The organism is Adhaeribacter swui (genome assembly GCF_014217805.1).
Taxonomy (GTDB): Bacteria; Bacteroidota; Bacteroidia; order Cytophagales; family Hymenobacteraceae; genus Adhaeribacter; species Adhaeribacter swui.
The window spans coordinates 4,513,609-4,539,983 of sequence record NZ_CP055156.1 but is presented as its reverse complement, the minus strand read 5'-3'; the positions used below and the strand labels follow the sequence as shown (position 1 = coordinate 4,539,983).

At 44.6% G+C, this 26,375-nt stretch carries 15 protein-coding genes; 7 read left to right on the top strand and 8 right to left on the bottom strand.

Going from position 1 to position 26,375, the window contains the following annotated elements; all coding sequences use genetic code 11:
• Nucleotides 1-280: 280 nt before the first annotated feature.
• The 6 genes from HUW51_RS18950 to HUW51_RS18925 all read right to left on the bottom strand — a co-directional run bounded on the left by HUW51_RS18950 (nucleotide 281) and on the right by HUW51_RS18925 (nucleotide 13,977).
• Nucleotides 281-1,636 (bottom strand): ATP-binding protein, encoded by a 1,356-nt coding sequence (locus HUW51_RS18950; RefSeq protein ID WP_185271201.1) that lies wholly within the window; start codon nucleotides 1,634-1,636, stop codon nucleotides 281-283.
• Nucleotides 1,637-1,786: 150 nt separating this feature from the next.
• Complete coding sequence (locus tag HUW51_RS18945; RefSeq protein WP_185271200.1) at nucleotides 1,787-3,022, bottom strand: eCIS core domain-containing protein; 1,236 nt, start codon at nucleotides 3,020-3,022, stop codon at nucleotides 1,787-1,789.
• A gap of 135 nt (nucleotides 3,023-3,157) precedes the next feature.
• The gene (locus HUW51_RS18940; protein WP_185271199.1) at nucleotides 3,158-7,471 is read right to left on the bottom strand and encodes an eCIS core domain-containing protein; all 4,314 of its coding nucleotides are present in this window, start codon (nucleotides 7,469-7,471) and stop codon (nucleotides 3,158-3,160) included.
• A 21-nt stretch (nucleotides 7,472-7,492) separates the two neighbouring features.
• Nucleotides 7,493-11,881: an eCIS core domain-containing protein gene (locus HUW51_RS18935; protein ID WP_185271198.1), complete on the bottom strand. Its 4,389-nt coding sequence runs from the start codon at nucleotides 11,879-11,881 to the stop codon at nucleotides 7,493-7,495.
• Nucleotides 11,882-11,978: 97 nt separating this feature from the next.
• The gene (locus HUW51_RS18930; protein WP_185271197.1) at nucleotides 11,979-13,352 is read right to left on the bottom strand and encodes a hypothetical protein; all 1,374 of its coding nucleotides are present in this window, start codon (nucleotides 13,350-13,352) and stop codon (nucleotides 11,979-11,981) included.
• Between the two features lie 10 nt (nucleotides 13,353-13,362).
• Nucleotides 13,363-13,977, bottom strand: a complete 615-nt coding sequence (locus HUW51_RS18925; protein WP_185271196.1) for a DUF4255 domain-containing protein — start codon at nucleotides 13,975-13,977, stop codon at nucleotides 13,363-13,365.
• A 472-nt stretch (nucleotides 13,978-14,449) separates the two neighbouring features.
• Between HUW51_RS18925 and HUW51_RS18920 the strand changes: the two genes are divergently transcribed.
• Nucleotides 14,450-14,773 (top strand): hypothetical protein, encoded by a 324-nt coding sequence (locus HUW51_RS18920; protein WP_185271195.1) that lies wholly within the window; start codon nucleotides 14,450-14,452, stop codon nucleotides 14,771-14,773.
• 122 nt (nucleotides 14,774-14,895) lie between these two features.
• On the opposite strand, the gene HUW51_RS18915 is transcribed toward HUW51_RS18920, so the two are convergent.
• A complete protein-coding gene (locus HUW51_RS18915; RefSeq protein ID WP_185271194.1) occupies nucleotides 14,896-16,374 on the bottom strand; it encodes a M48 family metalloprotease in 1,479 nt (492 codons plus the stop codon).
• A 325-nt stretch (nucleotides 16,375-16,699) separates the two neighbouring features.
• On the opposite strand from HUW51_RS18915, the gene HUW51_RS18910 reads away from it, so the two are divergent.
• From HUW51_RS18910 to HUW51_RS18900, 3 genes are all read left to right on the top strand, one after another.
• Nucleotides 16,700-19,237, top strand: coding sequence for a cadherin domain-containing protein (locus tag HUW51_RS18910; protein ID WP_185271193.1), 2,538 nt, complete (start codon nucleotides 16,700-16,702; stop codon nucleotides 19,235-19,237).
• Nucleotides 19,238-19,548: 311 nt separating this feature from the next.
• Nucleotides 19,549-19,809: a hypothetical protein gene (locus HUW51_RS18905; protein ID WP_185271192.1), complete on the top strand. Its 261-nt coding sequence runs from the start codon at nucleotides 19,549-19,551 to the stop codon at nucleotides 19,807-19,809.
• Nucleotides 19,810-20,210: 401 nt separating this feature from the next.
• The gene (locus tag HUW51_RS18900) at nucleotides 20,211-20,798 is read left to right on the top strand and encodes a hypothetical protein (RefSeq protein ID WP_185271191.1); all 588 of its coding nucleotides are present in this window, start codon (nucleotides 20,211-20,213) and stop codon (nucleotides 20,796-20,798) included.
• A gap of 122 nt (nucleotides 20,799-20,920) precedes the next feature.
• Here HUW51_RS18900 and HUW51_RS18895 read toward each other — a convergent pair whose 3' ends face one another.
• Nucleotides 20,921-23,380 (bottom strand): TonB-dependent receptor, encoded by a 2,460-nt coding sequence (locus HUW51_RS18895; RefSeq protein WP_185271190.1) that lies wholly within the window; start codon nucleotides 23,378-23,380, stop codon nucleotides 20,921-20,923.
• Between the two features lie 566 nt (nucleotides 23,381-23,946).
• Here HUW51_RS18895 and HUW51_RS18890 point away from each other — a divergent pair.
• The 3 genes from HUW51_RS18890 (at nucleotide 23,947) to HUW51_RS18880 (ending at nucleotide 26,370) form a co-directional block, all read left to right on the top strand.
• Complete coding sequence (locus HUW51_RS18890; protein WP_185271189.1) at nucleotides 23,947-24,303, top strand: hypothetical protein; 357 nt, start codon at nucleotides 23,947-23,949, stop codon at nucleotides 24,301-24,303.
• 189 nt (nucleotides 24,304-24,492) lie between these two features.
• Nucleotides 24,493-25,503 carry an SDR family oxidoreductase gene (locus HUW51_RS18885; protein ID WP_185271188.1) on the top strand — a complete coding sequence of 337 codons (1,011 nt, stop codon included), beginning with the start codon at nucleotides 24,493-24,495 and terminating at the stop codon, nucleotides 25,501-25,503.
• 279 nt (nucleotides 25,504-25,782) lie between these two features.
• Nucleotides 25,783-26,370: a pseudouridine synthase gene (locus HUW51_RS18880; RefSeq protein WP_185271187.1), complete on the top strand. Its 588-nt coding sequence runs from the start codon at nucleotides 25,783-25,785 to the stop codon at nucleotides 26,368-26,370.
• Nucleotides 26,371-26,375: the final 5 nt, after the last annotated feature.

Sequence of the window (26,375 nt, the reverse complement as noted above, 5' to 3'; positions counted from 1 at the left end):
AATTGCGGATTCAAACGGATGAAACGGATTTCGCTGATTATTGGAGGGATGTGAAGCGTTTATTGGAGAAGGTCAGAGTTATTGATTTTTTTAAAATAAGAATGGAAAGAAGGCGTATTGGTGGGCTTTATATTTAGATTAGAAAGAATTTCAATAAAAATTTAAATTATCATCTTAATAATAGCAAGCTCAGGCTCCCATTTTGAATCAATTTACTTCCTTGCTGGATAGACTTGCAAATAATCGGCACAATCTAACACATCTGCTTTAATCCGCGATTTTAGGCGGACTTATCTTCTTTCCGGAGTTCGCGGCGGATGCCCAGCAGTAAATCGTCCTGGTACAAAGTCTGGTCGGGGCGGCTTAGGGCTTTGAGCGCGGCAAATTGCACGATGTTGAGGATGGAAGCGCCGCTAAGTTCGTGTGCGTCGGCAAGTTGCGAAAGGTTAAGCTGGTTGTGCGTGGTTATAGAGTGTGGTAAAGATTGTTGCCAGAGCCTTAATCGTTCCTGAGCGTTCGGCATCGGGAAATGCACAATAGAATGGAACCGGCGCAGAAAAGCTTCGTCCATGTTGGCTTTGTAATTAGAAGCCAAAATTAACAAGCCCCCAAAATCTTCGACCCTTTGCAGCAAAAACGACACTTCCTGGTTAGCGTATTTATCGTGGGAACTTTGCACGTTCGTGCGTTTGCCGAACAAGGCATCGGCTTCGTCGAAAAACAAAATCCAATCTTTGTGTTCGGCCCGGTCAAAAATTTTGCTCAGGTTCTTTTCGGTTTCCCCAATGTATTTCGAGACAATCTGCGACAAATCGACGCGGTAAACATCTTTGTTAAATTCTTTTCCCATGAGGCCGGCCGTGAGGGTTTTGCCGGTGCCTGGTGGCCCGTGAAATAAAACCCGGTAGCCTTGTCTGATTTTCCGGGATAAATTTACATCGGCTTCCAGTACGGTGTGGTAGCGGAACCAGCGTTTAATATCTTCTATTTGTTCGGCGGTAAACGGGTGCAAAACCAGGTCGTTCCAGTCCATTTTAGTTTGCACCAACTTTGCCGGAAAATCGGGGCTAAATTTCGGTTTTACATCGGTACCTTTTAACAAGGTATTTACCCACTCGGGAGCCAAAATAATCCGGCCGCTCATGGTAGGCTCGCCTTCCCGCACGGTTTCAAGCCAAATAATATCGTTCTGGTAAAAAAAATGTTCTTCCTCAAATAAAGCTTGTACGGCTAATCGTTGCGTTAAATCGGTGCCACCAATAATAAACTGCGCGGTTTCGCCGGTGGGCAAAATACCCCGGTGGTTTGTTCCTTTTACCCCGCCAAACTCCGGAAAATCGCCGCCGCCGGGTAAATGCTCCACCATAATAGATTCAAAAAAGTTTGGTTGCAGGTGCGGCACCAGGGCCAGCAGCAGCACCATGTATTCTGCCGGGGTTTTTAGCTGCGGCAATTGCCGGGCAAAGGGCAGCTTCACGAACTGGTCCGCAAAAGTCCGGGATAACCAATTATCAAAAGCAGCCGCATCCTGCTGAAAATAAGATTCCAGCCGCTGTATAATAATCTGCCGCAAATCGGAGAGCATATTTTCCAAAACGGGCGGGGCAACAATTTCTTCCGGAAGAGCAGTCGACATAGCGACAAGTAATTTAGTAGTGAATTAAAATACCAAATTATTAAATACTTTACTTTTGGTAATTTAAGTTAAGGATTAAGGTTGTAAAAGATAAATTTTTAAAAATTTTGCTGAATGTTTCGCTGGGAGCTACTTACCAACAAATAAAAATTATGCGTCGCAATTGCATGGTATAGTAGGATTAAAGGGATCGAGTTTATCGCTTTTGGCATTGGCAGCTTCTCTTCTTTTGGTATTTAAATTTTCGTGAATGGTTTGAATGTGGGCATCTAAACCGCTGGCGCAACCCAGGTATTTATACGGGGTATTGATTTTTCCATTGTAAGTTTTAAAGGCGGCCACATGCTGCATTTCGTGGTTTTTGAGGGTAGTATTTATAAAACGGGTAACGGCTTTAGATTCACATTCGCTTAAATTCTCGGGTACGTCGGGTAAAGTAACCACCGGATTAGCTTTAAACTCCGAAATAACCGTACCCTTAGCCGCCACACAATCATCGGGGCAATCTTCGCATTTGGTGGATGGCGTGGTTGTGCCGGTTGAGGTATACGAATCGGTATAGTTGGCTTCGGTTTTTCCTTCCACCGCTACTCCTTCGCAACCATAGGCTACTTTATTTTGGTTATGATAGGCTTGGCCGCTAATGGTAACGGTTTGGCTTTTAACCGCACGGTTTAAAACTTTTTCATCTGGCTGGCTAATGGGTTTTACATTTTTATTGTGTTGCACTACGTGGGTTAGTTCGTGGGCCAGCAGTTTTTTTCCGGCTACGGAATCAGGATTGTACTGCCCTTGATTAAATACCAGGTGGTGATCCACGGCATAGGCTTTGGCGTTCAGCTCGCGCGCCGATTGCTCCGCTTCGAGATTAGTATGTACTCTTACGGGGCTAAAATCGAAGCCCATGCGGTGGGCAAAAAATTTTAAGGTTACCGGAGACAAAGCGTTGCCCTTGCCGGTTAAAGAATTTACAAAATCATGGGTGCGAGCCAGAACACCCGGGCTACTTTTATTTTCTTTTTTATCTATCTTTTTCTCTTCCGGAATATCGCTTTTTGTAGCCAAATGCTTTTCTTCTTTTTTTTCCTGTTTTTGTAAATTCTTTTCCTCCGGATCTGCGGACATCTTCTGTAATTTCTTTTCTTCTTCTTTCTGCTGGGGCATTTTCTGCAGCTTTTTCTCTTCTTTTAAGTCGGTTTGGCGGCTTACTTTTTTATCCTCGGCTTCGCAAGTGGCGCACTTACGTTGGATGGATGAATTGGGCTTAAAAAAACTTACCGGAGAAGGACCCGCAAAAAAAGCAGGCTCTGGTTGATGATCTTTTTTGGCCGAATCCCAGGCTCGGGAAACCGGCCGACGGTAGCGGCGGGCATAAGTTAGTTTCATAACGATCCATGTTTGTTCTTATTCCTCTATTTTTCTCTTTCTAATCAAGGCAGTATTTAAATTTTTTTAATATTTAATATTAGCGGGTAGGTTCAAAATCGAGCTATCTAAAAATTTAAATTTTTAAAAATTTATTTAACTCAATACCTGATAATAGCCCCGGCCGTGTGGCGTACCAGGTTTTACCGAAACACCTTTTGTGCGGTAATAAGCTTTTTTAAATTCTTCGTGTTCCGCAAAATTGCGGCTCTGCAACAAGTACTCCCGGATGCTGATCAGCTCGTTCACTCCTTCGGCATTGGGCCGGCTGAGTTTTGATTTTAAATGAGCCGGCAGAAAATCCAGTTGACTGCGGTCGTAGGTACCGAAAATCCGGCCAACGTTCTGGTTGATGGCAGTAGGCGCCCAGGCTAAATTCTTCTCGGAGTTAACTTGCTGCGACGAGAAAATGCCGCTCCGTAAGGTACTGTGCTCTACGGTATGTTCCCATTGGTAAGCAGCATCGTTGTTCAGTTGAAATCCGCTTCTCCGGTAATTCAGCACTTTGTTAGCTATAGCGTAAGAATCCCAGGCAGATTGCGCGTTTAATTGCAGGAAGTTATTGTCCAGGGGCATTTGTGAAGGCTGCGGAATTTTGCTGTACGTTTTGCCATAATCGAGGTATAAAAAGTTGGCCGTGCCGCCTTTCTCACCCAGGTAGGTAGCTTTTACTCTTTGTTCGGCATTGTTCAGGGCTATAATTTCGTACTCTTTGCTGCCTTGTTTTACAAAATCACCGACCTGCACCGGCGCCGTTAGTACTTCGCGTTTTACATCGTGTTCCGTTACACCCACTTCCCCGAACGTTTCTATAATTTTATCTACTAACCCGAAAATATCCCGCTGCAGCCCAGATTTCTCTTGTTCATCCGTTGCCTGTTGCAAATTTGTTTTCAAAACGTTCATGGCCTTATAAGTTTTCTCGGCCTCCGTTAGTTTTCTACGATAATTTCTTTTCTGCCCCTTATCCATTGCTTCATCATTACTAATTTCGGCCCGACGATTGGCTACGGTTTCTTCAAAAGTTTTAGGGGTGGTGGCAATCATTAACTCCGGATTATCAGGGTTACCGGCAAAGTAAATGGTATGAGAAGCGGAGCCGCTGGCAAATGTTTTTTTGCGGCTTAACCAGCCCATTAAATTTTTCACGCCTGACTTCACGGCTCCGCCCACGCCTTTAACTACACTCACGGCTTTTAAAAGTCCCCAGTCGATGGCTTTTTCGACCCGGGTTTTTACTCGCGTAATAATATCCCGGATTTTGGCGGCAATATTATTTAAACGCAACAGTGCCGCCAGAAAACCAATAATTACCGGAATCGATTTAGCAAAGGCTCCTTCAATGGCTTTGGCAGCCCCGTCAACCGCTCCCGATGCAAGGTTGGTAACAGCATTTAAAATAGTATCCAGCAAGTCCATAATGCGGTCTTTAAACCGGACCAACAGCATTAAAAAATCGTAAATAGCGATACAAACTTTTACAAACGCCCCGACCGGATTAAGCATACTCAGCAGAAAAGTGAGAGCAGCCTCGATAACCCGGGTTTGCAGATAAGATTTAATCGTTTCCCATACTATTTCCTTAAAATCGCTAAGTTTTTCCGAGATAATGTCCCAGAGTACCCCAAAACCTTCGTTGTAAATCCGGACTAATAATCCACCGCCAGCTTCCAGTAGCGCTACTTTTTTTTCGCCCAGCAAAGCCACGGCCCTTTCGCGAATGTGCGCTTTGGTAATGCTCATAACCTGCAAGGCCAAACTAAATATCGCCGATGGCTCAAATTTCTGGGGTAATTCCAGGCCATTGATGCCAAGATTTGTTTTAAGCCAATCCATTAAACCTTGTTCGAGGTAGCCTAAAAAGTTCTTTTTAAAATTATCAAATCCCAGACTAAAGGCTTTGCCCAGGTTAGCGAAAAATTTACCCGGATTACTCAGCACGATGTCGATGATGGAAGCAAGTTTGGCAAAAATGGTGGTAAACAGATTGGTTAAGTCTTTAATTATTTGCCATACTTTTTTCAGGAAACCAATGGCTTTGTCAATCAGGCCTTGGTTGGCTTCTTTCATTTCGGTAATGCGGTCGTCGAGTTTTTTAACATTATTTACGTATTTCCGGGCGAAGCCTTCAATTAACGCGTCGCGCTTATCGTTTACACTTTGTTCCAGGGCATCAAACCTATCCTGAATAGTAGCGGCGGCTTCTTTGCAAACTGCAGCTAAATCCCGGGGCAATTGCGCCACGTAATCATCAATGGCTTTTTTACCCTCGGCGATGGCTTGCTTGGCTTGGTTTAGTTTGGTAGTAACCGTGTTGGCTACCCGGGTAATTACCTGGTCCATTTTATTCAGGTATAATTGCCGGCCTTGCGTGTAAAAAGCATTTACTTCTTCGGACATGCCAAACAGTTTATCTTTGCCCCAGCGCAGCTTGCCCCAAAAACCAGAGTAACGCCGTTTTTTGTAGGCCCGCATTTTTTCGGCCACGGTATTTTCAAATTCTTGCCGGGCGGCTTCCGCCCCTTCGTCAAAAAGCTGGTTCGATTCTGTTTCTGCTTCTTCCAACGCTTTTTTCACCTTGTTTTCGGCAAGAATGTATTTTGCCTGGATTTCCTGAGTTACTGCAGCCCGGCGGTCCTGGTCTTTTTGCTTGGTGGTTTGTTGTTGCTGTACTACGGCTGTAAAGTTTTTACCCCGGTTGGCGTGCATGCCCGTTACAGCCTGCGCAGCATCCTGCTGCACCGATGCTTGTGCCTGGTTGATTAATAATGCCTCCTGCTTGCGGTATTGTTGCGGTTTTTCGATGGCATCTTGCTGGGCTTTTCTTTTTTCCTGCAAGGCGGTTGTAAAATCAGGTTCGTTGCTGGTTATTAATTGCTCTTCGGTTACCTGGTGCGCTTTTATTTCTTCGTCCAGGGATTTGCTTTGCTCCTGTAACGAAATTTCCGGGGCTAATTTAGGTTTAGGGGCCGCTTCCCGGGCACCCAACATTGCCGGAACAGCGCCTTGGGGTGTGGGCGGCAAAGGCGCTGTTTTTTTATGATCTTCCTCGTTTATTTTTAAAGGTTGGGCGCTTGCCTGCGCAACCGGAGCGGTAGTACTTTGTTTTTCCTGAGCTACTTTTTTGCCCATCGCCTTTTTTACTTCCCCGATGCGGTTGTTTTCTTTAAATTCGGTTGCCTCTTGCAGCGTTTGAGGGGTAATTTCCTCTATTTTTTTAAATAATTCTGTTTTAAAAGCATCCTCGTTAAAAGCTTTATCTATTTTTCCAGCTTCATCCAGACCATCAGTTTTTCTTTTTTGTGCTTTGCTTTCCGCCTCGTTTGCTACTGCCGGTGCGGCTTTTTGGGCATCTGTGGCTTTAACTCCGGCATCCTCGTGTTGCTTCTGGGTTTTGGCGGTGGCTTTAACTTTACCTACTATTTTTAAAAATGCCGGATCTTCACCGGGTTGCGCGGGCGATTTTTTAAAATTTTGCTTTACTGCTTTAAAAGCCGGGCCATCCGAAATAGGTTTTTTCTTATTTTTCCGGAACGCAGCACTTTTTTCTTTTTTAGACCCGGATTTAGCGGCCGCCAGATTTCCGGTTTTCTTTTTATCTAAAGCGGAAGGCAAGGTTTTCTCTTCGGGTGGAGTAGTTTTATTTGGTGCGGTAACGGAGTTATCTACCTGGCAACTGGCCGTAATCTGGTTCATTAAACCCGGAGTTGGAATGCCCAATTGTTTTAAAGATCCGGCAACTTGTTGAGCGAGTAATTGGCTTCCTGCCTCGGTTCCGGGCGCATATTTCTCCGGTACAAAGTAAAGGTGATTCCCTTGGGTAAAAGCGACTGCCTGTTTCTCCCGACAAATAGCCGCGGCTTCCGCATCGGCATGTACCTGGATAGTACTGACATCAGCTCTGTACGAATCCTGAAAAAATTCCTGCGCTTCCGCGGGTAAAGGCATACCGCCTAATGTTCGAAATAAATGGGTAATACCTAAGGGTGCAGCAGGAGCATGTGCCTGTTGCGGAACCCGGGAAAGAAAGGAAGGTATATCGGACTTACTACCCAAGCTTTCCTGCTCCCGCCCAGATTGCCGGGCCAGCCTTTGCACCGAAGCCGATAACATAGCTGCTAATTTTAAATTTTGCTTAAAATTAGCAGCTACTTCCGGGGAATTAGTTTTTTTTGGTATTATTTCTTCTTTTAAGCGGGAAAGTTTTTCTTCTTTTTTCTGCGGCTCATCCGGATTATTTACTGTTAACTTGGCCTGCACCGGAGGGTGAAGAAAACGCGCATTTTCTTGTTTAGCCACCTCCTTTCGGAAAAAACCTTCATCACCTGCCTTCCGGAAGAAGGAGGTGTCCGCAGCTTTTTGTGGCAAAACAGCTGTGGGTTTCACGGTTTTTTCAGCGGTTGTAAACATTATTTTGATTTTAAAATCAACTTATTCTGGGTAAGCTGTTAAGATGAAAAAGCTTTTCTTACCATTAATAATTAATCTTTTTAAGATAATTCTGGCATGCCAAACATCATCTTTATGAATGATGTTATCTATTTTAATCAATCCAGTTCCTAAAACATTTGCCCGATTGCCTCGATAATTAAATCTATTTTTTTCATTATCCGGATCATTATACACTAGCCATTTAATAATATTAGTTCTATTGGAAGTAATAACGTTGGATATCGTAGTAATAGCAGTTTGTTGATCGTTCCAGGCCGAACGGGCATCTTCGGTATTTTCATTCCATATCCTAGATGTTGCATATATCTCATTCATTTGTTCCTTTGAGTGGGTAGCTGGTGTAATCCCTGGGATTATGGGATCAGTATGTTTTTCTATGGTATGTCCGCCCCGACCTTCATGCCAGCTTAAAACCAAAGGTGGCCACTCTAGTTCTCTTTCTACCAGATCATAATCAATCTCCATCCTTTGTCCATTAATTACAGGATTAATCTCTGCATATACGTGTACTGTTTCACCTTTATCTTTTTGTTCATCTACTACATACTTAAGGTCTTTTAAACGAAATTTATTTTTGATAGATTGAAGTCGATTATCTCTAATTCTTTTATCTAAAATCCTCTCACCTAACAAGGAATTACTTTCTTTCACGGCACCTTCTAAATCTTTTAGCTTTTGTTCATTAGTGCGTTCATCAGATTTAAGTTTAGCATCTCCGCCCATCACCATATAAATTACCTTCTCCACAATCGTCACCAACTTATCAATCAGCCAGGTTAAGCCGGTATCTACTTTTTGGCGCACGGTGGTTAAGGCATCGCGCAGGCGGCCCCTTAAGTTTAAGCCGATTTGGTTAGCTAGGAAGCCAATTACAATGGGCACCCCACGACCCAGCGCGTTTTCGAGGAAGTTGGCGGCTTTTTTGGTGGCGCCTTTGGCAATTTCTAAAGTACCCTCCACAAAAGAGTTAACAATTTCCAGCATTTGCCGCAGGTACCGGATAAAGCTCTGAATGGCTCTGTACAAGGCAATGGCACTGTTGATAACCGCCATAATACCGGTAGGGTCCAGCATACTGAGTACTTTTTGCATGGCCTTGTTGATAATCTGATCCATAACAAAGCTTTTCACTGAGTCGAGCACCAGATCCCACACGTTGGTTAGCTTTTCTTTGATTTTTTCCACGATAACCACCATAAAGCCCCGTTTACGCACATCCTGCACAAATTCGTAAGCCTCGCCGGCGGCATTGGCTACCTGCTCGGCTTTATCAATAAAGCGGCGGATTTTATTTACTTTTTCTTTGCCAATCTTTTCTTCCAGCTTTTTCCAGATTTTTTCCCGGGTAATGTCCAGCACGGCTAATAGCCATTTAATAATGCCCATTGCAGTAAAATCGGTCGGGATGGGAATGCCCGCGGCCTGCACTTCCGAGAGGAACCAGGTTTTTAAGCCGTTCCAGAGGTGCGTTAAAATGTTGCCGAAGAACTGCAAAAAACCTTCTTTAATGGCGCGCAGCAAATTTTTTAAAAATCCGATCGGGTCGCGTTTAATCATCTCGATGGCCTGCATGGCTTTGGCCACAATGTTCTGGATAAGATCAGTTGGGAACTGCATGACCTGCAGCAGAATATCAATTACAATCCGGATAATTTCTACCACAAAGGCTATCAGGCGGCCAATTGGTTCGCCAAAGCGGGCCATGATGCGCTGAAAAGCCGCAATCGGATTTGCCAGATCGGCAAAACTAAACGAATTCCAGATTTGGATGAACAACTGCAAGACGTACTGCGGGGTCATGTTCAAGCGGTTCACGGCCGCTTGTACGCGTTGTTCGGCGCGGGCAATGGCGCCCGTTTGTTTCATTTGATGAAACTGTTCTTCGCCACCGTCCATCAAACTCATAAAGCCCTGAATCAGGTTTTCGACGGTGCGGGGCACAACCTGGTTAGTAAACGGATCTTTGCCGATAATAACGGTTACTAAGCTATACCCCTTCACGGTTTTAGCCCAGGCACTCAGGCGAACCATTAAAGCTTCTTTAATAAAGCCCAGAATAGCGGTCAGGGCTTCGCGCCCAAAATCCAGCACCTGTTTTACCGGGGCGGCAAAGGTGGCGTAAATGCGGTTAAAAGTAGCTACCGGATGTAGCAAACTCTCAATAGAAACCACATTCCAGATCTGGCCAAAATTGCTCCGGATGGTAGCGTATAAATTACCAAACACCGCTATACCGCGATCGATCCAGGCAACAGCTTTCGGGAAAGTACCGGTTTCCTGCATTTGCTTGCGCTGCTCCCGGCCGGCATCGCCGCCCATTTCCAATAAAGCATTTAAAATATTGGTACCGTTGCGCGCTACCGGTTCTTCGGTAACGGGGTCGTGGCCCAGAATAACCTTTAGCAGCTCATAAGCATTGGTGTGTTCTTTAATAAAGCCGACTACGTGCGTGAGCAGGAATTTTTTAATAATGGCGAGCAACTCGGCGGCGGCCCGGCGGGCAAAATCAATAATGTTGTTTAAGGCTCTTTCGAGAATAGTACCCAGGTTCCGGACGATGGCCATGGGGCCATCCAGAATGCTGCCGGCGTCAATGGCATTCCAGGCATTCGTAAACTCTGCCCGGACACCCCCTACGATGCCTTTAACCGTATCAATTTGGGTATCAATCCAGGCGGCGGCCCGCTCCAGAATGCCCAGTTCTTCTAATTTTTGTTTTAAGAGGTTTCCGCCCGGAATAATATCTAATCCGGCTTCCAGGAAGTTGCGTCCGTTGCGCGGAATTTCTTGACCCGTAATGGGATCGTGCCCCAGAATAACGCCCAACGCCCGGTAACCCGGAATATACGAAGCAAACTGGCGCACCTTACCCAACAACCAACCCTTCGGATCGGCCAAATCAGCGAGTCCGGGCAAATCAGTTAAAAATTCACTGACCCGCGCTAAAGCGCCATCGTAGAGGGCGCGTTGCACCGATTTTGCTTTAGTAGAGCTGCTTACTAAACTTACGGGAGGCGCCCGTAAACTTATGTTACTAGCCGGCCCAGAAGATAAGGGTACGCTAGTACGAGCAACAATTGTGTTACCGGATTGCACGGCAGTGCTTGGTAAAATGGGTTTACCTCCTGTGGCAACTGACCGATCTACCTCTACCGGGGATAGTGGTTCTGACGCGGCTTTTTTGGGTAGGCTGGAAATTGAATTTTTTAAAAAATCAGCTTTTACAGGTGGTGCGGTTTTCGCCTGAGCTTCCGGAAAATGCTGTAATTCCAAAACAGATTTACTTGGGGCTACCTGCAACTTACCTCGCGGGTTTATTTGCCAGCTACTTAATGGCGTTTGCCGAACCGAGGCTTTGGAGTTCGGCGAATCCGCGTTTATCCAATTGATTTTGGGTAACCGGTTTATTTTAAAATGCTGATTTCCGGTACTGGGCTCAGGAGTACTTCTGGTTTGATAAGAAGATTCCCCGGCAGTTTGCCCCAATACCGACCTGGACAGCTTAGTAGTAGCCGGATTAGAGTTTATTTTTTGCGCGGACACGTTGGCTTTGCTCGCCCCCTGCTGAATGGTATGAGTGAGTTCGTGGGCCAGTAAGGTGCGCCCGGAAGTTGAATCCGGCGAAAACTTACCCTGGTTAAAGTAAATATCAGGCCCATTCGCAAAAGCTTGCGCTTGGATGATGCTGCTCAGGTTTTCGGCCGTAGGACCGGTATGAATGCGCACGCTGCTAAAATCGGCGTTAAACCGGCTTTCCATAAATTGCCGGGTAGCATCGGGTAAAGCGCTGCCACCTCCTTTAGAAGCCGCTAAAGTTTGTTCAAAATTAGTTGCTATGGGTGGGGAGCCGCGGCCATTTCGTGGCAGAATATTACTTGCAAAAAGGGATTGAGACTTTCGGCGTAAGATTGGTACGGTATCGCTTTTCGTACCTAAAGTTTCTTGTTGATTAGCCACTTGCCGGGCTAAAACCTGTACCGGAGAAGCTAACTTGGCGGCCAGTTTTTGTTCAGGTTCTTCTTTGGCCGGAATAGGTAAAGTTTCTGATTTGGCCTGTACTTCCCGGGCTTCTTTCCGGGAAGGTTTTTCTTCTTTTTTCTCCGGGTTGTTCAAAGTACTTGCTACGGGTTCGGGTAGGCGCATTACTTGGTCGGCTACCGCATCGGCTTCTTTTTCCTGTGGGTCATCCGGACGGCTTACCGTTAACTTGGCCTGCACCGATGGATGAAAAAAGCGCGTATTTTCTTGTTGAGCCGGTTCCTTTTGGAAAAAACCTTCCTCCCCTGCCTTCCGGAAGAAAGAGGTGCCCGCAGCTTTCTGTTGCAAAGCAGCGGCAGGTTTTACGGTTTTTTCGGCAGAGGAAAACATCTTTATTTTAAATTCTTAGGTAGCTCATCCGTGAAATTTTAAAATTTAAAAATTATTGATTTACCATTAGCTAGTTAAAATACATTCTAGCAATAATTTAGTAGTTTAAATACATTTCGGAGCAGATGTAATCGTAGTCGTCGCGGTGGCATTTGCTAAAACGTTGCCCTGAGGGATTAGGCAAAGGCGCTAGCTTAAAATCAGAGGTATTAAATTCTAGCTTCAGGGTTTTAATTACCCCTTCCGATAAAGGAATGGGAACGGTAGATATAAACGCATCGCCGGTTAAATCAAACTGATATTGGTTGTGGCCGGTATCCGTAATAGTTTGGGCACGGTCGTCTTTCCGGATGTATTTCCATAAAACGCGGCGCGTCGGGAAGAAGATGCTGTAAGCCGGGATTTTAAATTTTTCTTCGTCGGTGAGCAAAGCGTATGGATTATCGCCGGGTAAAAAATTAAAAATTTCGATTACACCTAAAACTTTCCCGTTAGGCAAATTAGGATCGTAGTAAACCGGCACGGTTTCTTTATTTACCACAATCTGGTATTTACCGGCTGGCAGTTGATTTAATTGAACGTTTACTTGGCTTACCGGCTGACTAAAATGCTGCGTTTGCGGCAAACTGACGGGCACATCGTAGGCCGGGTTTTCCGGATGGTAGTTAAAACCCAGAATACTGATTTCGGCCTGATTAACGGGTTCCGGTAAAGTAACCAGGTAATTGCCATTGCTAAAATCAATCTGGTCGTTACCGGTAGGATACTGCAGTTGGCCGGTGCCGCGGTTTAGCCAAAAATTGGCATCTTTTAACTGCGCCCCGTTACTACAAATATGTTGACGGACAGCTTCCCATATTTGGTCTTCGTGAGTAACCAGATCGCCGGGTTGGTAGTTTTTGCCGGTTTGTAGCGGCGCAACAGGTGTGCCTAGGTAAGGCAAACCTTTGGGTGCCCACAATGCTAAATCATTCAGATCGGTTTTTTTCTTACTTAGGTGTTTGCTGTTGGCTTCGTACACCTGGCCCGTTTTACCATCGCGCACGAGTTTGCCGGGTTGGTACAATTTGTTCGTGGTATATTCTTCCAGAGGAACAGTTAAATTCAAATAATTATTCTGGAAGTTAGCCGCCCGGTTGCTGAAGTAAAATATTTTACGCGGCGTGGGCTGTAAATTGGTATAATTTAAAAAAACCGGATCTTTCAGGCTTACATAAAACCGGAAAATAGATTGGCCATAATCAGCACGGTAAAATTTAATTTGGCCGAAATTGATAAATGGATCTTGTGCTTCGTTGGTTCCGATTAAGGCTACATATTGGTTTTCTATTTGGCGGCCGTGCATGTTCAGGCGCCGGAAAAGCATTTGACAATCCGGGGTAGGTATTATGTCCAGGTGCGGGCACTTCCGGTTAAGGTAGTACTCATGATATAAATTGAGCGAGAAAAAACGGTGGTAATTGCGAACCATTTTTTTAAATTTATTCGGTTGCGTGGTTGATGTAAATGCCCGAAACCGGCTCGGCTTGCATGTCGGCCAGATCTTCTTCGATGGTTATCAGGCGCACTTTGTATAATACCGAAGGCAAATACTTACCCCCTAACGTGGCCCATAAATGATTTACCTGTTCGGCGTTCATCGATACCATATCCAGGATTAATTTTTCTATTTTGGGGTCCAGGGTCAATCCGTTATCCGACGGGGTATTTTTGGCGGTAATTACATTTTTGTACTGGAAGCATTGCAGAATTAAGGAAAGGTATTGCAAGGCCGTTTCGTAGGAGCTATGGTTCACCGAAAACAAACAATACAAATTAAGGTACAGCTTGGGGTTGCGGTATTCAATCTTGTCGTTCAGTTTCACGTAATTGTTGGGATTCCGGGCATTTCTTTCTTCTTCCAGGTTTACCAGGGTAAGCAAACCCGGCGCCGTTGACGAATCGGCCCGCGCCCCCCCGGCATCGCCTTCCTGAGCTTTTGCCACGTTGCCAATCATCATCCGTTTCGTAGAAGTCGGGTCGCGGTCAGGGTCCAGTTTGCGCACAATGTACCGGTTTACTTCGTTGGCAATTACCTTTAATGCATTATCAATCATACACCGGCTTTTTTAAAATTATAATTAAACTGTACCCGCATGGGCTTAAGTAAAAAAAAGCAAATACGACAGACAGGTGCGCTGTTTTTTTATTTTGAATAGACTAAGGTAGGTGGCCGGCAAAGCAGTTTCAATACTGATTTTTCAGTATTTTTTAATTTACTAGTGCATTATAAATGCGCATCATCAAGAAAATATCAACAAAATATAATCTGCTACAGCCTCGCGAAAACAGCTTTTTTAAAAACAAAGTCCGGGTTAAGGAAAGCTCTAGATTTTTAAATTTTCTCTACGTTCCAGCCTATTTAGATTTATGGCATTTTGTGCTTACTGGCTTAGTTTATTCCGGCTTAAGATTTTGTTTTTAACCTACTTGAGTTCCAATATAATAGTAGTAACACCGCGGGTTAACCACAACAATTTTCCGGATAAGTGCAAAACCCTGGATTAAGTTTTTCGTTTTTTATTATAGATGAAACAACGGGAAGCGCTTACTCTGATGAACTTAAATTTCAATAATTATCACAAATACACGAATCATTTACTTTCGGCGGAACAAAAACAATTTGATAAATACCGCAAATATATTTTACAGTTCTGCCGGGAAGCGCAATCGCGTTGCGCCATTTTAAACCACATTGGAGTAGAAGAAAACTACGAGAATTATAAAAAGTACATTGTGAAGATGATCAACGAAAGGTATTTGAATTATACCGATCCACGGCATCCGCAATCGCCGAAGCAAACCTTTATTATAACCCAAAAAGGCTTAAATTATTTAAAAGCTATTTCGTAAAATCAGCGTTTCCAGCTACTTGTTGTTGTAGTTTTTAACTTAAATAGCCGAGGTTAAAAACCTTAATTGTTTATTAAACCATCAATTACGCTTCTGCTTTTTAGGCATTTTTTAAATTTTTTCTACTGTACCACTTTAATCAGCGTGCCGGCGGTTACCTGGTCTTGCAGTTCCATGCCGTTTAAAATGGCCATTTCGGTTAAGCGATTATCGGTTACTTTGTTTTGGCGCAAAGCCTCGGCCAAGGTAGTAGTTTTGGCAATGGTTTTAATGCGAACACGTTCGGGTTGTTTATTCAGCCGGGCCGGATCGGTTAGTTTCCGGAACTGCTGCATGGTGTTGCTAAACGTAGTAAAGTAAGTTTCAAAATCTGGCTTCGCCGAAATACCCATTAAACTATAAATCGAAGCGCCATCCTGGATAAAATACGTTAAGGTGCGTATGGTAGCAGTTTGTTGTTGTTGCTGTTGCTGCTGATCTTGCTGGGCTTGTTGATCGGCTACTACCGCCAAAGCCGGAAACCCATTAACAGTAACTTTCTTCGACTCCAGGGCTTGCAAAGAATATTTTTGCATGGTTTGCTGGGCGGCCTCCTCTAAAGTTTTACCGCCCGCTAAGGTTAAAGCCAGTAAGGCCTTGCCTTCTTTTTCGGCCATCTGAAACTGGGTTGGCGAATTTTGGTACAACCAGCCGGTTGGTACCGGAAATTGAAACTTTAACTCCGGATGGTAAAACACGTTGGCTTCCACAAAGCCTTGCCGCGGGTCTTCGCCGTACACCAGGCCATCAATTAATTTTAAGTAAGTATTCCGGTTTACCTGCAGGTTCTTGGCTTTGGTTTTTTGTTGCCAATCAGCGGCTAATTCTTTCACGGTTTGGTAGCGGTCAGCGGGATTGGGGTGGGTAGATAAAAAATCCGGAATAGGCTCGGCCTCGCTTTGCTCCTGTTGGCGTTGCAAGGTCCGGAAAAAATCGGCCATGTAGTTGGCATCGTACCCAATTTTGGTAGAATATTCCACGCCTAATCGGTCGGATTCGCGCTCATCGTCGCGGCCAAATTTTAAAAATAGCAAAGCCAGACTTTGCTGGGCTTGTTCGCCAAACTGGGCCAACTCCGGCGATACTACCATGCCCACCACTAAGCCTAATTGAGCCAGCATGGTTTTGCTTTGCTGGCGGGCCGAGTGCCGCGCCGCAATATGCCCGATTTCGTGACCCAATACCCCGGCAAACTGCGCCTCGTTGTTAAAGTGGGCCATAATGCCCCGAGTAAAATACACGTAACCACCCGGCACGGCAAAAGCATTGATTACCGGCGAATCCACAATCCGGAACTGGTATTTTAAATCTTGCCGATGCGACACGGCTACCATTTGCTGCCCTTTTTGGTTGATAAAGTTTTGCAAAGCTTCGGATGGATACAAGCCAAACTGCGCAATCACCTCCGGGTCGGCTTGTTGCCCCATGGCAATTTCCTGATCTTTGCTAACCAGCGAAAAATCTCTTTTGCCCGTAACTGGGTTTCTGGCGCAGGAATTACAAATAAAAATGGCGGTTAAAACCAGTACTACTTTTTTACTTTCTGTTAATAACCGCTTCATAGTGTATGCGTATTTTAGATTTATAATTAATTTTATCTTAGAAAATTTATATTTATTTAAACGATTTTTAAAGTAATAAGTTGCCCGGAAGCTTTGCAGTTACCCTCATCCCATTTTAGGTGAATCATCGAAACATACCCATTTCTTAGCTGCTCCATTATCAGCTTATTCTATACTTCCTGCTTTCCCATCATAAATATTGGTTGAGAATACCGGCATCTATACTTGCGGCTCTTTTGTTCTGTAACCCGTTGTTTATAATAGCATAAAATGCAACAAATTATAGGCTTTTACTTATAACAAGTACCACTTTATAAATCAGTTTATGAAAAAAACATCTACTGCTTTGGTTGTGCTCCGGCAACGTATTTTTTTAAAAATTTTACTTTTACTTTGCTGGTTTTGGGGCAGCGCAGCACCAGTACCCGCCGCTATTCTTAGTAAAGCAAACAACCATATTGTAACTTCCGGATCAGCGCATTACTCTACCTGGCTTGCGGCATCGGCACCGGTTTTTACCCCGGAAAAGTATGTATTTAGCTTATCGGAAGACATTTTTCCCGGCACTACCATTGGAAAAGTAAAAGCCACGGATGCCGCCCGCGAAACCTTAATTTACACGATAACCAACGGTAATACCAACCAGACTTTTACCCTGGATGCTGTTTCGGGTGTCCTAAAATTAGGCAAAAAATTAAACTACCACACCCAAAGTACCTACCAACTTACCGTACAGGCCACCAATACCGCTAACCAAACGAGCGAAACTACAGTTACCGTAGCCGTTACCCAAGCTACCGGAGAAGCCCTGCTAAATAAAATTACCTGGAGCTCGGCGGCTAACCAGCCTTACATTTTTTACGAAGGCCAGGGGGAAGTAGTAAATAATAAGTGGTATACCTTTAGCGGTTTCGATGCGCTCAAAGGCTTTACGCCTACCAGCCGGGCTTACGTGTACGATCCCAAGGTTAATACCTGGTCGCCGATTGCGCCTATGCCCCCCATGAATGGTACCAAGTACGGGGGCATTACCCACGCCGGCTTCACCACCGACCAAACGGACATTTACTTTGCGGGCGGCTATACGGCCAATGCTTCTGGTAAAGGGCAGATTTTAGGCACCAGCGAAGTTTGGAAGTACGTGGTGGCCGAAAACCGGTACGAGCGCTTGCCGGATTTGCCCCGCGTAAGTGCCGCCGGGCAACTGGAATACCTGAACGGCCAACTGCATTACATTGCCGGCACCGACCGTAAACTGCAAATTGATTTAGGCGACCATTACGTGCTAGACCTGGGTAACCTAGCGGCTGGTTGGGATACGTTGGCTCCCTTGCCTAGTCCGCGGCAGCACGCCGGCTCAGCGGTTTACCAAGGCAAAATTTATTTTATCGCCGGACAAACCGGTCACGACGAAGGCTCCGTATCCAGCAAATTAGTGCACGTCTATGACCCAGCTACGGATAGTTGGACCCGTCTGGCCGACATTCCGGCTCCTGCGGGCACACCCGGTATTGCGCACATTTCTTCGTCGGTAGTAGTGCTGGATAACCAGATTCTGGTGCTAGGCGGCGAATACGCCTTTACCAAAGGTACCCGGCGCGTATCGGCTTATACTCCGGCCACCAATACCTGGACAGAACTATCCGGTTTACCCATGATTATGCGGGGCGGAGTTGGAGCAATTATTGACGGTAAAATTTACTATACCGGGGGCAAAGGCGTAAAAGCTACTATTTCCGGTGTTCCCGTTTCTGACCAATCAATAAAGCAACTTACCTGGGTAAATACCACCAACAACGCCGATATAAAACCTTTAACCGCCAACGATACCGTTAACCTGGCAGCTTTGGCTACTTCCCGCTTAAGCATTCGGGCAACCACCAGTCCTGATACCGTGGGCAGTGTCGTTTTTGAATTAAGCGGTACGCAAACTCATTCTCAATTAGAAAATAAAATGCCGTACGCCTTATTCGGCGACACCCGGACCAATAAATATACAGCCTGGGCACCCAAACCGGGGGCTTATACGTTAAAAGTAACGCCTTACAGCCTGGCGGGAGGCAAAGGTTTAGCCGGACCAACTTTAACCGTAAAATTTACCGTAATAGATTCGCTGGTAACGCAACTCCAAAGCACTACGTCGCGCCGGTATGCCATCAGTACCTTAAAGTCCGGCGCTAAGGTGTATACCGACCGGACTTATCAGGCGCTTACTGTGCCGGAATTTTTACAAAATGCCACCTTTATTCAGGTACCCAACGACGATAAGAGTAACACCTCCGACAGCGTATTTTCTTTCTATTTAAACCGTGCCGCAACGGTATACGTGGCTTACGATTCTCGGGGAACAACCTTGCCGGCCTGGTTAAGCAACTGGCAAAAAGTAGACAGCCAAGTTGATATTAATAGTCCTAAAAACAAACATCTGGTGCTGTACCGCCAACAGTTTGCGCCAGGCAAAATTACAATGGGCGGTAACCGGGCAGCCCCAGCAGCGGGTACCCTCAATAATTATTTTGTAATAATCCAGTCAGAAATAGTCCCGGCCGCAATAGTAACCAACAATCAATCTGGCCTGGAAGTTATAAGCAAAAGTCCCGCCTCGTTAAACGCTTATCCTAATCCAAATAAGCCTGGCTCGAAAGTCACACTAGAATTAGATAATCTGAAGCAAAACGAAGAAATACAACTTACTTTATACGATATTTCAGGCCAGGCACTACTAAACCAAAGCGCAGTATCGGATGGAAAAGGAAAAGCCAACGCCGAAATATCGCTGGCAAAAATTACAAAAGCTGGCCTGTATCTGATTCAAGTAAAATCAGGCACTGGTAACCAACAGATAAAGCTTTTGGTGGAGTAATCCGTTACACTATTAAATAAAAAAGCTACCCCAGGGTAGCTTTTTTATTTAATAGTGTAACAAATAATGATTTCGTAAGACCGTTGATTTAAACCTTTACTTAACCCAATCATAACCATCTGTTAATAGTAGCTTAACCCGTAATAGCCGTGTAAATTTTATCTTTATAAGATTTTAAAATTCGGGATAATTGGAATAGATACTGCTGCTGAATTAATAAAATTTAAAAAAGGATTTTGGGCCGATCTATTCAGGTTATCTGGATAAATACGCCACTTGTTGTTGGAATAAAAATTTGATTTAATCACCGGATGAAAATAATTGCTCCTTTTCTTTTATTAACAGGTGTGATATGGATCTATGGTTTACAGTCACCGGAAGAAAGCGATCCGGCCGTTTCCTATGCCAGCACCTTATCTCAAAACACTTCTCAGGCTGCATTCAGCAAATCGGTAACTCAAAATAAACAGGTGCATTCTGGTATGACTAAAGCTACCTTTTCCTTGGATGAAACTTCCTATCCTTTACAGCAGCAAGCCCAGCCTGATTCCAGTTTAAAGAAAAATTTATAATTAAAACAGATGGCAATATAAGGTATAACCGGAAGGTAAACTGTTGCCGCTGCTTCATTCATTAACACCAACCTGTCTTTAGATATTTTTTGATGCCTATTTAAAGAACAGGCTTGTTAAGCTTATTTTTTTCCTTTCCTGCCGCTTTTACCCTTTTATTCACTTTTGCTTTATTGTTTGTTGGTTTAAACCAGCTTTCCCCTATTTACCCAATATAGGATTATACCCACTCTGTACTTAAATATAAGTTACTTGAGCAGTACTATCTACTATAATTACGTAGTAGTCCTTATTCTTTTGGGGGTATGTAAAACCTTAACTTTGTGTTACTTAATCAATCAAAACAATTAAAATTTTTAAAAATAATATTTAACCCTTTACCCTGAACAATTAATCAACCTATGAAAAAAACAAACATGCACCAAGTAGGAACAAAGGCAGTATTATTTACCCTTTTAATGCTGGTTTCCCTGATGCTACCCTCCTGTTTTCTGTTTGGCGATGACGATGAAGATGACCCCAAGCCGGCGCCGCGTTCAGAAGTACCAGCCGCGTTAGCGCACAAATGGCTGGCCGGTCAATTCTCTATGACCGAGTTCTGGAAATACGATGGGTCTTACTCCGGAAATGCGTTTGAAATGGGTATTGCTTTTGACTTTAAAGCGAATGGCGACGCCGAATTTTACATGGTTACCGGCGGTACTTCCATGGGTTGCCGCACCGAATCTTTCATCTACAAAAAAGGAACTGTGCTTTTTAATAACAACAATTCGTTTACCTTTTACCCCACCGAAGGCAGAAAACGAGGCTACTACCGGGGCTGCGCCGCTTCTTACGACGATTACGACGAAAAATACACCAGTAAAGACCTGAAACCGGAAACGTATTTTTACACCATCGAGAAAAACAGTAACGGCCAGGACCAACTCGTTACCCGGTTTAAGGTAACAGATGCAGCCGGCACTTATTTCCGGGTAGTGAACTGGTAAGTTTTACCGGAATCTTACTGGCAATAAAGGAATAAAGCCAGCATCTAAAAAAATAAAAATTAAAAAAAAGCCGGTTGCTAGAACAGCAACCGGCTTTTTTTTAATTTTTATCAATCCTGAAATTAAGAATTATCTTTTTTACTATTCACCTGAAAAAGTACTTCTCCTCTACCGGGTTTTCCTTCGTCCGAGATCCCTTCGGCCTGGGCACGGTAGCTGGTAGTGCAGTCGGTGGTGTAAAAAGTAACCGTGGCTTTACCTTGAGCGTTGGTTTTAACGCTGGGGTTCCAATACAACGTAGTCCGTAAATCGGGCTCGTTGCTGGCTGGCGTGGTGCCGTTGTATTTGGGGCTATAAAACTCCCTCACCTTGCTGTACCCTTTGGCGTGGTGAATAATAATGTACGTGCCTGGCGTTACTTCTTTCGGTTCATCGTTGTTGCGGTCAGTAAATAAAGCAATAACGCCCCCGGAAGCCCTGCCTCCATAAATGGCCGCACTAGCCGTATTTTTTAAAATTTCGATGCGGCTAATATCAAATTGGCTAATCCCCGAAACAGTACCTTCCAAAATGGGCATTCCATCCAGTAAATACAGCGGCGAATTTTGCTGGCCCCGAATACTGGCCCGGAACTGATTTTGACCTACCCGGTACACCTGTAAACCAGCTACCCGACCCTGCAAACTTTCGATAATATTACCCGAAGGTGCAATCGGCAACTCCCGGCGGTTAATAACTACATCTGCTTTGTCGTGCAGTTTAAACGGTACAAACACGTCTTTTTCGCCTTTTACTTCTATACTGGATAACAATATGCTGCGCAAAGTATAGTTGCTGTTGGTGGTAGCCGCCGAAGCCATTTGCTGCTGGCTAGCTACGATAAAATCTTTATTCGTGCTGGCTAGCAAACCATCGGACCAGGAAGGAACTGAAAAAGCCGGAATAGCCGGTACATACTGCTTATCATCCATTTTTACCTGCAAGCGATCCCGACGGCCGCGGGCATCGGTACCCTGTACTACCACATCGATGGTGCCGGTAAAATCAAAACCCGGAAAACTAAATTCCCCGTTCTTTCCGGTTTCGGTGGTGATAAACGTTTGGTGTTGCCCTTGCAAATACAACAAGGCCTCCCCGCCTTCAACCGCTTTGCCTTTATTGGTTACCAATTTACCGCTAATAGCAAGATCGGTTTCTGCCGGGAAATTTAATTGCGGAAATTTACCCGTGGCTATTTCCTGCCAGTTAAACCGGCGCCAGCCTTGGGTTAAAAGCAAATTGTCCAGGGCTTGTTTTCGTGCTAAGTCGTTGCCGGCAAAATAATAACCCGGTTGCTCTACCTGCCCTTTTAAATCCGAAGTCAGGAAAAAATAAGCTTTCAGGTTTAAGGCGTTTTGGGGTTGTTTCACTAATTCTTCGTCGGTAACGGCGAGGGCTAAATCGGTAGCTACGGGTTTTCCGGCATTATCCTGCGCGGTTACTTGCATGGTTACCTGATCGCGACCCGCATACGTTTTTTTATCCGAAGTTAAAGTTATCTGCAAATCATCGTGGTTATCTGCAAAGGTTAGTCGTTCGGCTATTGGTTCGCCGTTGCTTTTACTTAAAGTAAACCGCACAATACCAGTGGCAAATTTATCATTATTAACTTTTACCGATGTTGGTTGGCCGGGCCGCACGTTTATCTTTTCAGAATATAGCAGGGCATCGCGACTTAAACCGGTTAATATCAATGGTTCGGCGGGCGTGTTCTGGCTCGTTACAGTTATCTGCCAATTTTTAAAATCTGGTGTTTCTTCTACGCGCAATACATAGCCGCCGGGCTGGGCAATAGGCAAGGCATAATCCAGGATTTTACCATTTACGGTAACTTTGGCCAAATAATTTTTACCAGCTTGGGGCAGCAATTCAAAAGAGCCCATACCTAAATGAACATCTTTAAAATCAAGCACTTTCTGCCCTTGATTATCAAAAACCGTTCCTTCAACGGGAACGCCGGTGCCATTTGGATTGATAGCTTTAAAAGCTACCCGGCTGGGCAAACCCGCAATTAAGTCGCCTCCTTCCGGAAAAAACTGCAGTTCTATTTTATAGTTAGTTGTGGCATTTTTCTGGCTAGCGGTAGTGGTACCCACTACATCTATGGCTTGATTATAAAAGTTTTCTTCACCAAAATTACGCTGGTATTGGGTGTAAGCAATTAAATGGTACTGACCAGCGGGCAAGTCGGTGGGCAGGGCAATATCGCCTATTGCTTTGCCGGCTACTATTTTTAAAGTAAGCTGTTCCACCGCTTTGTTTTCGGTGTTTAATAAATCTACGTACAACACGCCGCTTTTACCCGAAGGCCGCAGGCTACCGGCCTCCCGCACGTAACCTTTTAACCAGATCGATTGGCCGGGGGCGTAGTACGGTTTATCCAGGGTTAAGTAAACTTTCTCGGGGGCGTATTGGGTCCGGTAAGTGTCCAGATTGGCTTTCAGTTGCGGTAGCCACTTATCCGGCGGACTTATAAATGCTCCTAAAGCCAGCAAAAATGCAGGCAATAAATATATAATATTTTTTATTTTTCGGTTAGTCATCTTGTCTAATTATTAGCTAAACTATAGGCTTATTTTTCTTTATTTATAAACAATTATTCCGTTTTTATCATTCCCATGCTGGGGTATTTAAATGATGTATTCTATAATATTTCCTGGAACATACAAGCAGCCTGCACGCAAATTTTCAGGGAATAATGCTGCCAGGAAATTAAAAAATCAGGCTAGACTTAATGTAACGGTAACCCGAATAAGCTGCCGGGTTAATTAAGGAAGGGAATTTTACCGGTTTTTACGAAACGTTCTTATCTCGTTTATTCCGGCAAGAAATAAAAGTTTACCATCTACCTACGCTCCTCCTGTTGCTTATTCTATAACGGCGGTTGTGCCATTATCTTATGTACTAAACGCTACCCAAAAGCTAAGGTTGAAAACAAGGAAATTTTGTTCGTAATACCCTCGCGTACCTGCTTTTATAATGGAGCAATTAACGGGTTCGTGGTTTTTTATTAACCTTAAGTTAGGCTTTGTCCGTACAATGGTATTCCGGGTGAAAGGCCGGGAAAACCAGAAAAATTTAAAAATTTTAAATTATAACCGAAATAACCATGTCTGACAAAGTAAATAACCAAGAAGGTAACAGCCAGTTAAAACACGATAATACCGGTAAAGGCGTAGGGGTTAGCGGCCAGCAACCAACGCAGCACGAAGGTCCGGTAGCGGGTGGTGCCGATAATACCCGCGGCGAAAATAAACCAAGCCGCGAAGGCCACAGCGCCGGCGCCAAACACGGAAAAGATACGCCCGAGCATAACAGTCCGCAAGGCTCGCATGCCAATCCGGCCGATACCCGCGGCTCCGATAGCAGCGATAAAGAATTCCGGAATAACCAGCCCAACGCCAGCACCTTAAAAGGTTACAAAAACAGCGAAAACTCTGGCAGCGAAGAAAGCGGCCAGGAATAACAAAATTTAAAAACAAGTTCCTTTCTTTTATAAAAACACCCGGGTTTGTCCCGGGTGTTTTGGTTTATAGTGGTTCTTAGCTTTTATGTATTTGGTTAATACCGATAAACCAGTATTTATCCGGCAACTTAAGCCAGTTCGGGGCGTACGGTAAGCAGTGTATTTTAGAAAATTTAAAATTTTACATTTATGGTAGCAATCATAACAGGTGCATCCAGTGGTATTGGCCGGGCTACCGCCCTGGAATTTGCGCGACAAGGTATATCGGTGGTATTGGCTGCCCGTAACGAAACTGCCTTGGAAGAACTAGCCCAGAAATGCACGAACCTGGGCGCGGAGGCTTTAGCCGTTCCTACGGATGTAAGCAACGAAGACGAAGTAAACGCCTTGGCTAATCGCGCATTGGCGCATTTCGGGCATTTTGATATTTGGGTAAACAACGCAGCCGTATCGCTTTTCGGGAATTTTGACGAAATTCCTACCAACGATATCCGGCAACTTATGGAGATAAACGTATTTGGGTATATATACGGGGCACGGGCAGCTTTACGGCACTTCCGCGACCGCAATGTGGGTTTGCTCATTAACGTTTCCTCAATGACCGCCTTGGTAGGCCAGCCGTTTAGCGTGCCGTATTCCATCAGCAAATTTGCGGTGCGGGGTTTAAGTTTAAGCTTGGCGCAGGAAGTAGCCGATAAGTCCAACATTCACGTGAGTTGCGTATTACCAGCTGTAATTGATACGCCTATTTTTCAGCACGCAGCTAATTACATGGGTAAAAACGTAAAAGCCCCTGAACCGGTAATTCCGGCTACCGATGTGGCTAAAGCTATTTTTAAATTAACTCAATCGCCGAAAGAAGAAATTGCCGTGGGCAACATGGCCCGGATGCTGCGCGCGCAACGCCTGGTAATGCCGGCCGGTATGTTCGATAAACGCATCCAGAAAATGATCCGGCAAAAACATTTTAACAACGAAAATTCCCAATCGTATCAAGGCAACTTGTACCAACCCGACCTCAATCATACCCGCATAGATGGTGGCTGGGTGGCGCTATCCAAAATTAAAAACAAAAAGAAAAAACAAGGCAGCACCTTTAATGTGGTGTCGGGTTTTGCTACTTTGTTTTTGGTGGGTGGTATTCTGGGCGCCGCCTGGATTAACAACAAAATAAACAGCACCGTACCCGCCACGATTTAAAATTTTAAAAAGCAATTGTTTTTCTGCGCTGGTTAAAGAACCATTTGCTAAGGTACCATTGCAGCGGAAGTTGGTTTAGCCAAAGGAGCTTTGCTTTTCCAAAATCAAAATTTTAAAAATTCTTATTCCGGAATACTTCAGAAAGCCGTTGGATTTGTTTCAACGGCTTTTTAGGTTCTGTGGCTCATGGTACATTTAAACTGAACAAGATTACCAGCAAACCTTACTACCTTTGCGCTTTCCGGTAATTAGTATTTAATGTTTACCCTACCATTTAGCATGCCCCATCAACATTTTATGCTGCACAAACCTTATGGTTATTTAAGCCAGTTTGTGGGAGAATCGAAAAAGAAAAAACGTTTGGGCGATTTGTTTCCTTTTCCGGAAGGATCCATGGCCATTGGCCGCCTCGACGAAGCCAGCGAAGGTTTATTGTTACTCACCACCAACGGCAAGGTAAGCACCTTAATAACCAGCAGTAAACTGGAAAAAGAGTATTACGCCCAGGTAGATGGCTTAATTACCCCGGAAGCCGTAGCGCAACTGCAACAAGGAGTAGAAATTGGTTTGCGCAACGAAAAATACCAGACGAAACCTTGCTGGGCTTATATTCCCGAAATTATACCGGATTTTGGGGAGCGCAGCCGTAAAATCCGCGACGAGCGCCATGGGCCTACCAGTTGGGTATCCATAACCTTAACCGAAGGCAAAAACCGGCAAATCCGCAAAATGACCGCTGCCGTTGGTTTTCCTACTTTACGGTTAGTACGGGTGCGCATCGGGGCTTTTCACCTGGGCAACCTGCCGGTCGGCGAAGTTCTGGATATAACTAACCAAATGGAAGAAATGCTTCAACTGCATTTTTAAAAATA

Excerpts from the sequence above, each read along its gene's own strand:
- HUW51_RS18950 (WP_185271201.1), bottom strand. The coding sequence starts at position 1,636 with ATGTCGACTGCTCTTCCGGAAGAAATTGTTGCCCCGCCCGTTTTGGAA.
- HUW51_RS18945 (WP_185271200.1), bottom strand. The coding sequence starts at position 3,022 with ATGAAACTAACTTATGCCCGCCGCTACCGTCGGCCGGTTTCCCGAGCC.
- HUW51_RS18940 (WP_185271199.1), bottom strand. The coding sequence starts at position 7,471 with ATGTTTACAACCGCTGAAAAAACCGTGAAACCCACAGCTGTTTTGCCA.
- HUW51_RS18935 (WP_185271198.1), bottom strand. The coding sequence starts at position 11,881 with ATGTTTTCCTCTGCCGAAAAAACCGTAAAACCTGCCGCTGCTTTGCAA.
- HUW51_RS18930 (WP_185271197.1), bottom strand. The coding sequence starts at position 13,352 with ATGGTTCGCAATTACCACCGTTTTTTCTCGCTCAATTTATATCATGAG.
- HUW51_RS18925 (WP_185271196.1), bottom strand. The coding sequence starts at position 13,977 with ATGATTGATAATGCATTAAAGGTAATTGCCAACGAAGTAAACCGGTAC.
- HUW51_RS18920 (WP_185271195.1), top strand. The coding sequence starts at position 14,450 with ATGAAACAACGGGAAGCGCTTACTCTGATGAACTTAAATTTCAATAAT.
- HUW51_RS18915 (WP_185271194.1), bottom strand. The coding sequence starts at position 16,374 with ATGAAGCGGTTATTAACAGAAAGTAAAAAAGTAGTACTGGTTTTAACC.
- HUW51_RS18910 (WP_185271193.1), top strand. The coding sequence starts at position 16,700 with ATGAAAAAAACATCTACTGCTTTGGTTGTGCTCCGGCAACGTATTTTT.
- HUW51_RS18905 (WP_185271192.1), top strand. The coding sequence starts at position 19,549 with ATGAAAATAATTGCTCCTTTTCTTTTATTAACAGGTGTGATATGGATC.
- HUW51_RS18900 (WP_185271191.1), top strand. The coding sequence starts at position 20,211 with ATGAAAAAAACAAACATGCACCAAGTAGGAACAAAGGCAGTATTATTT.
- HUW51_RS18895 (WP_185271190.1), bottom strand. The coding sequence starts at position 23,380 with ATGACTAACCGAAAAATAAAAAATATTATATATTTATTGCCTGCATTT.
- HUW51_RS18890 (WP_185271189.1), top strand. The coding sequence starts at position 23,947 with ATGTCTGACAAAGTAAATAACCAAGAAGGTAACAGCCAGTTAAAACAC.
- HUW51_RS18885 (WP_185271188.1), top strand. The coding sequence starts at position 24,493 with ATGGTAGCAATCATAACAGGTGCATCCAGTGGTATTGGCCGGGCTACC.
- HUW51_RS18880 (WP_185271187.1), top strand. The coding sequence starts at position 25,783 with ATGCCCCATCAACATTTTATGCTGCACAAACCTTATGGTTATTTAAGC.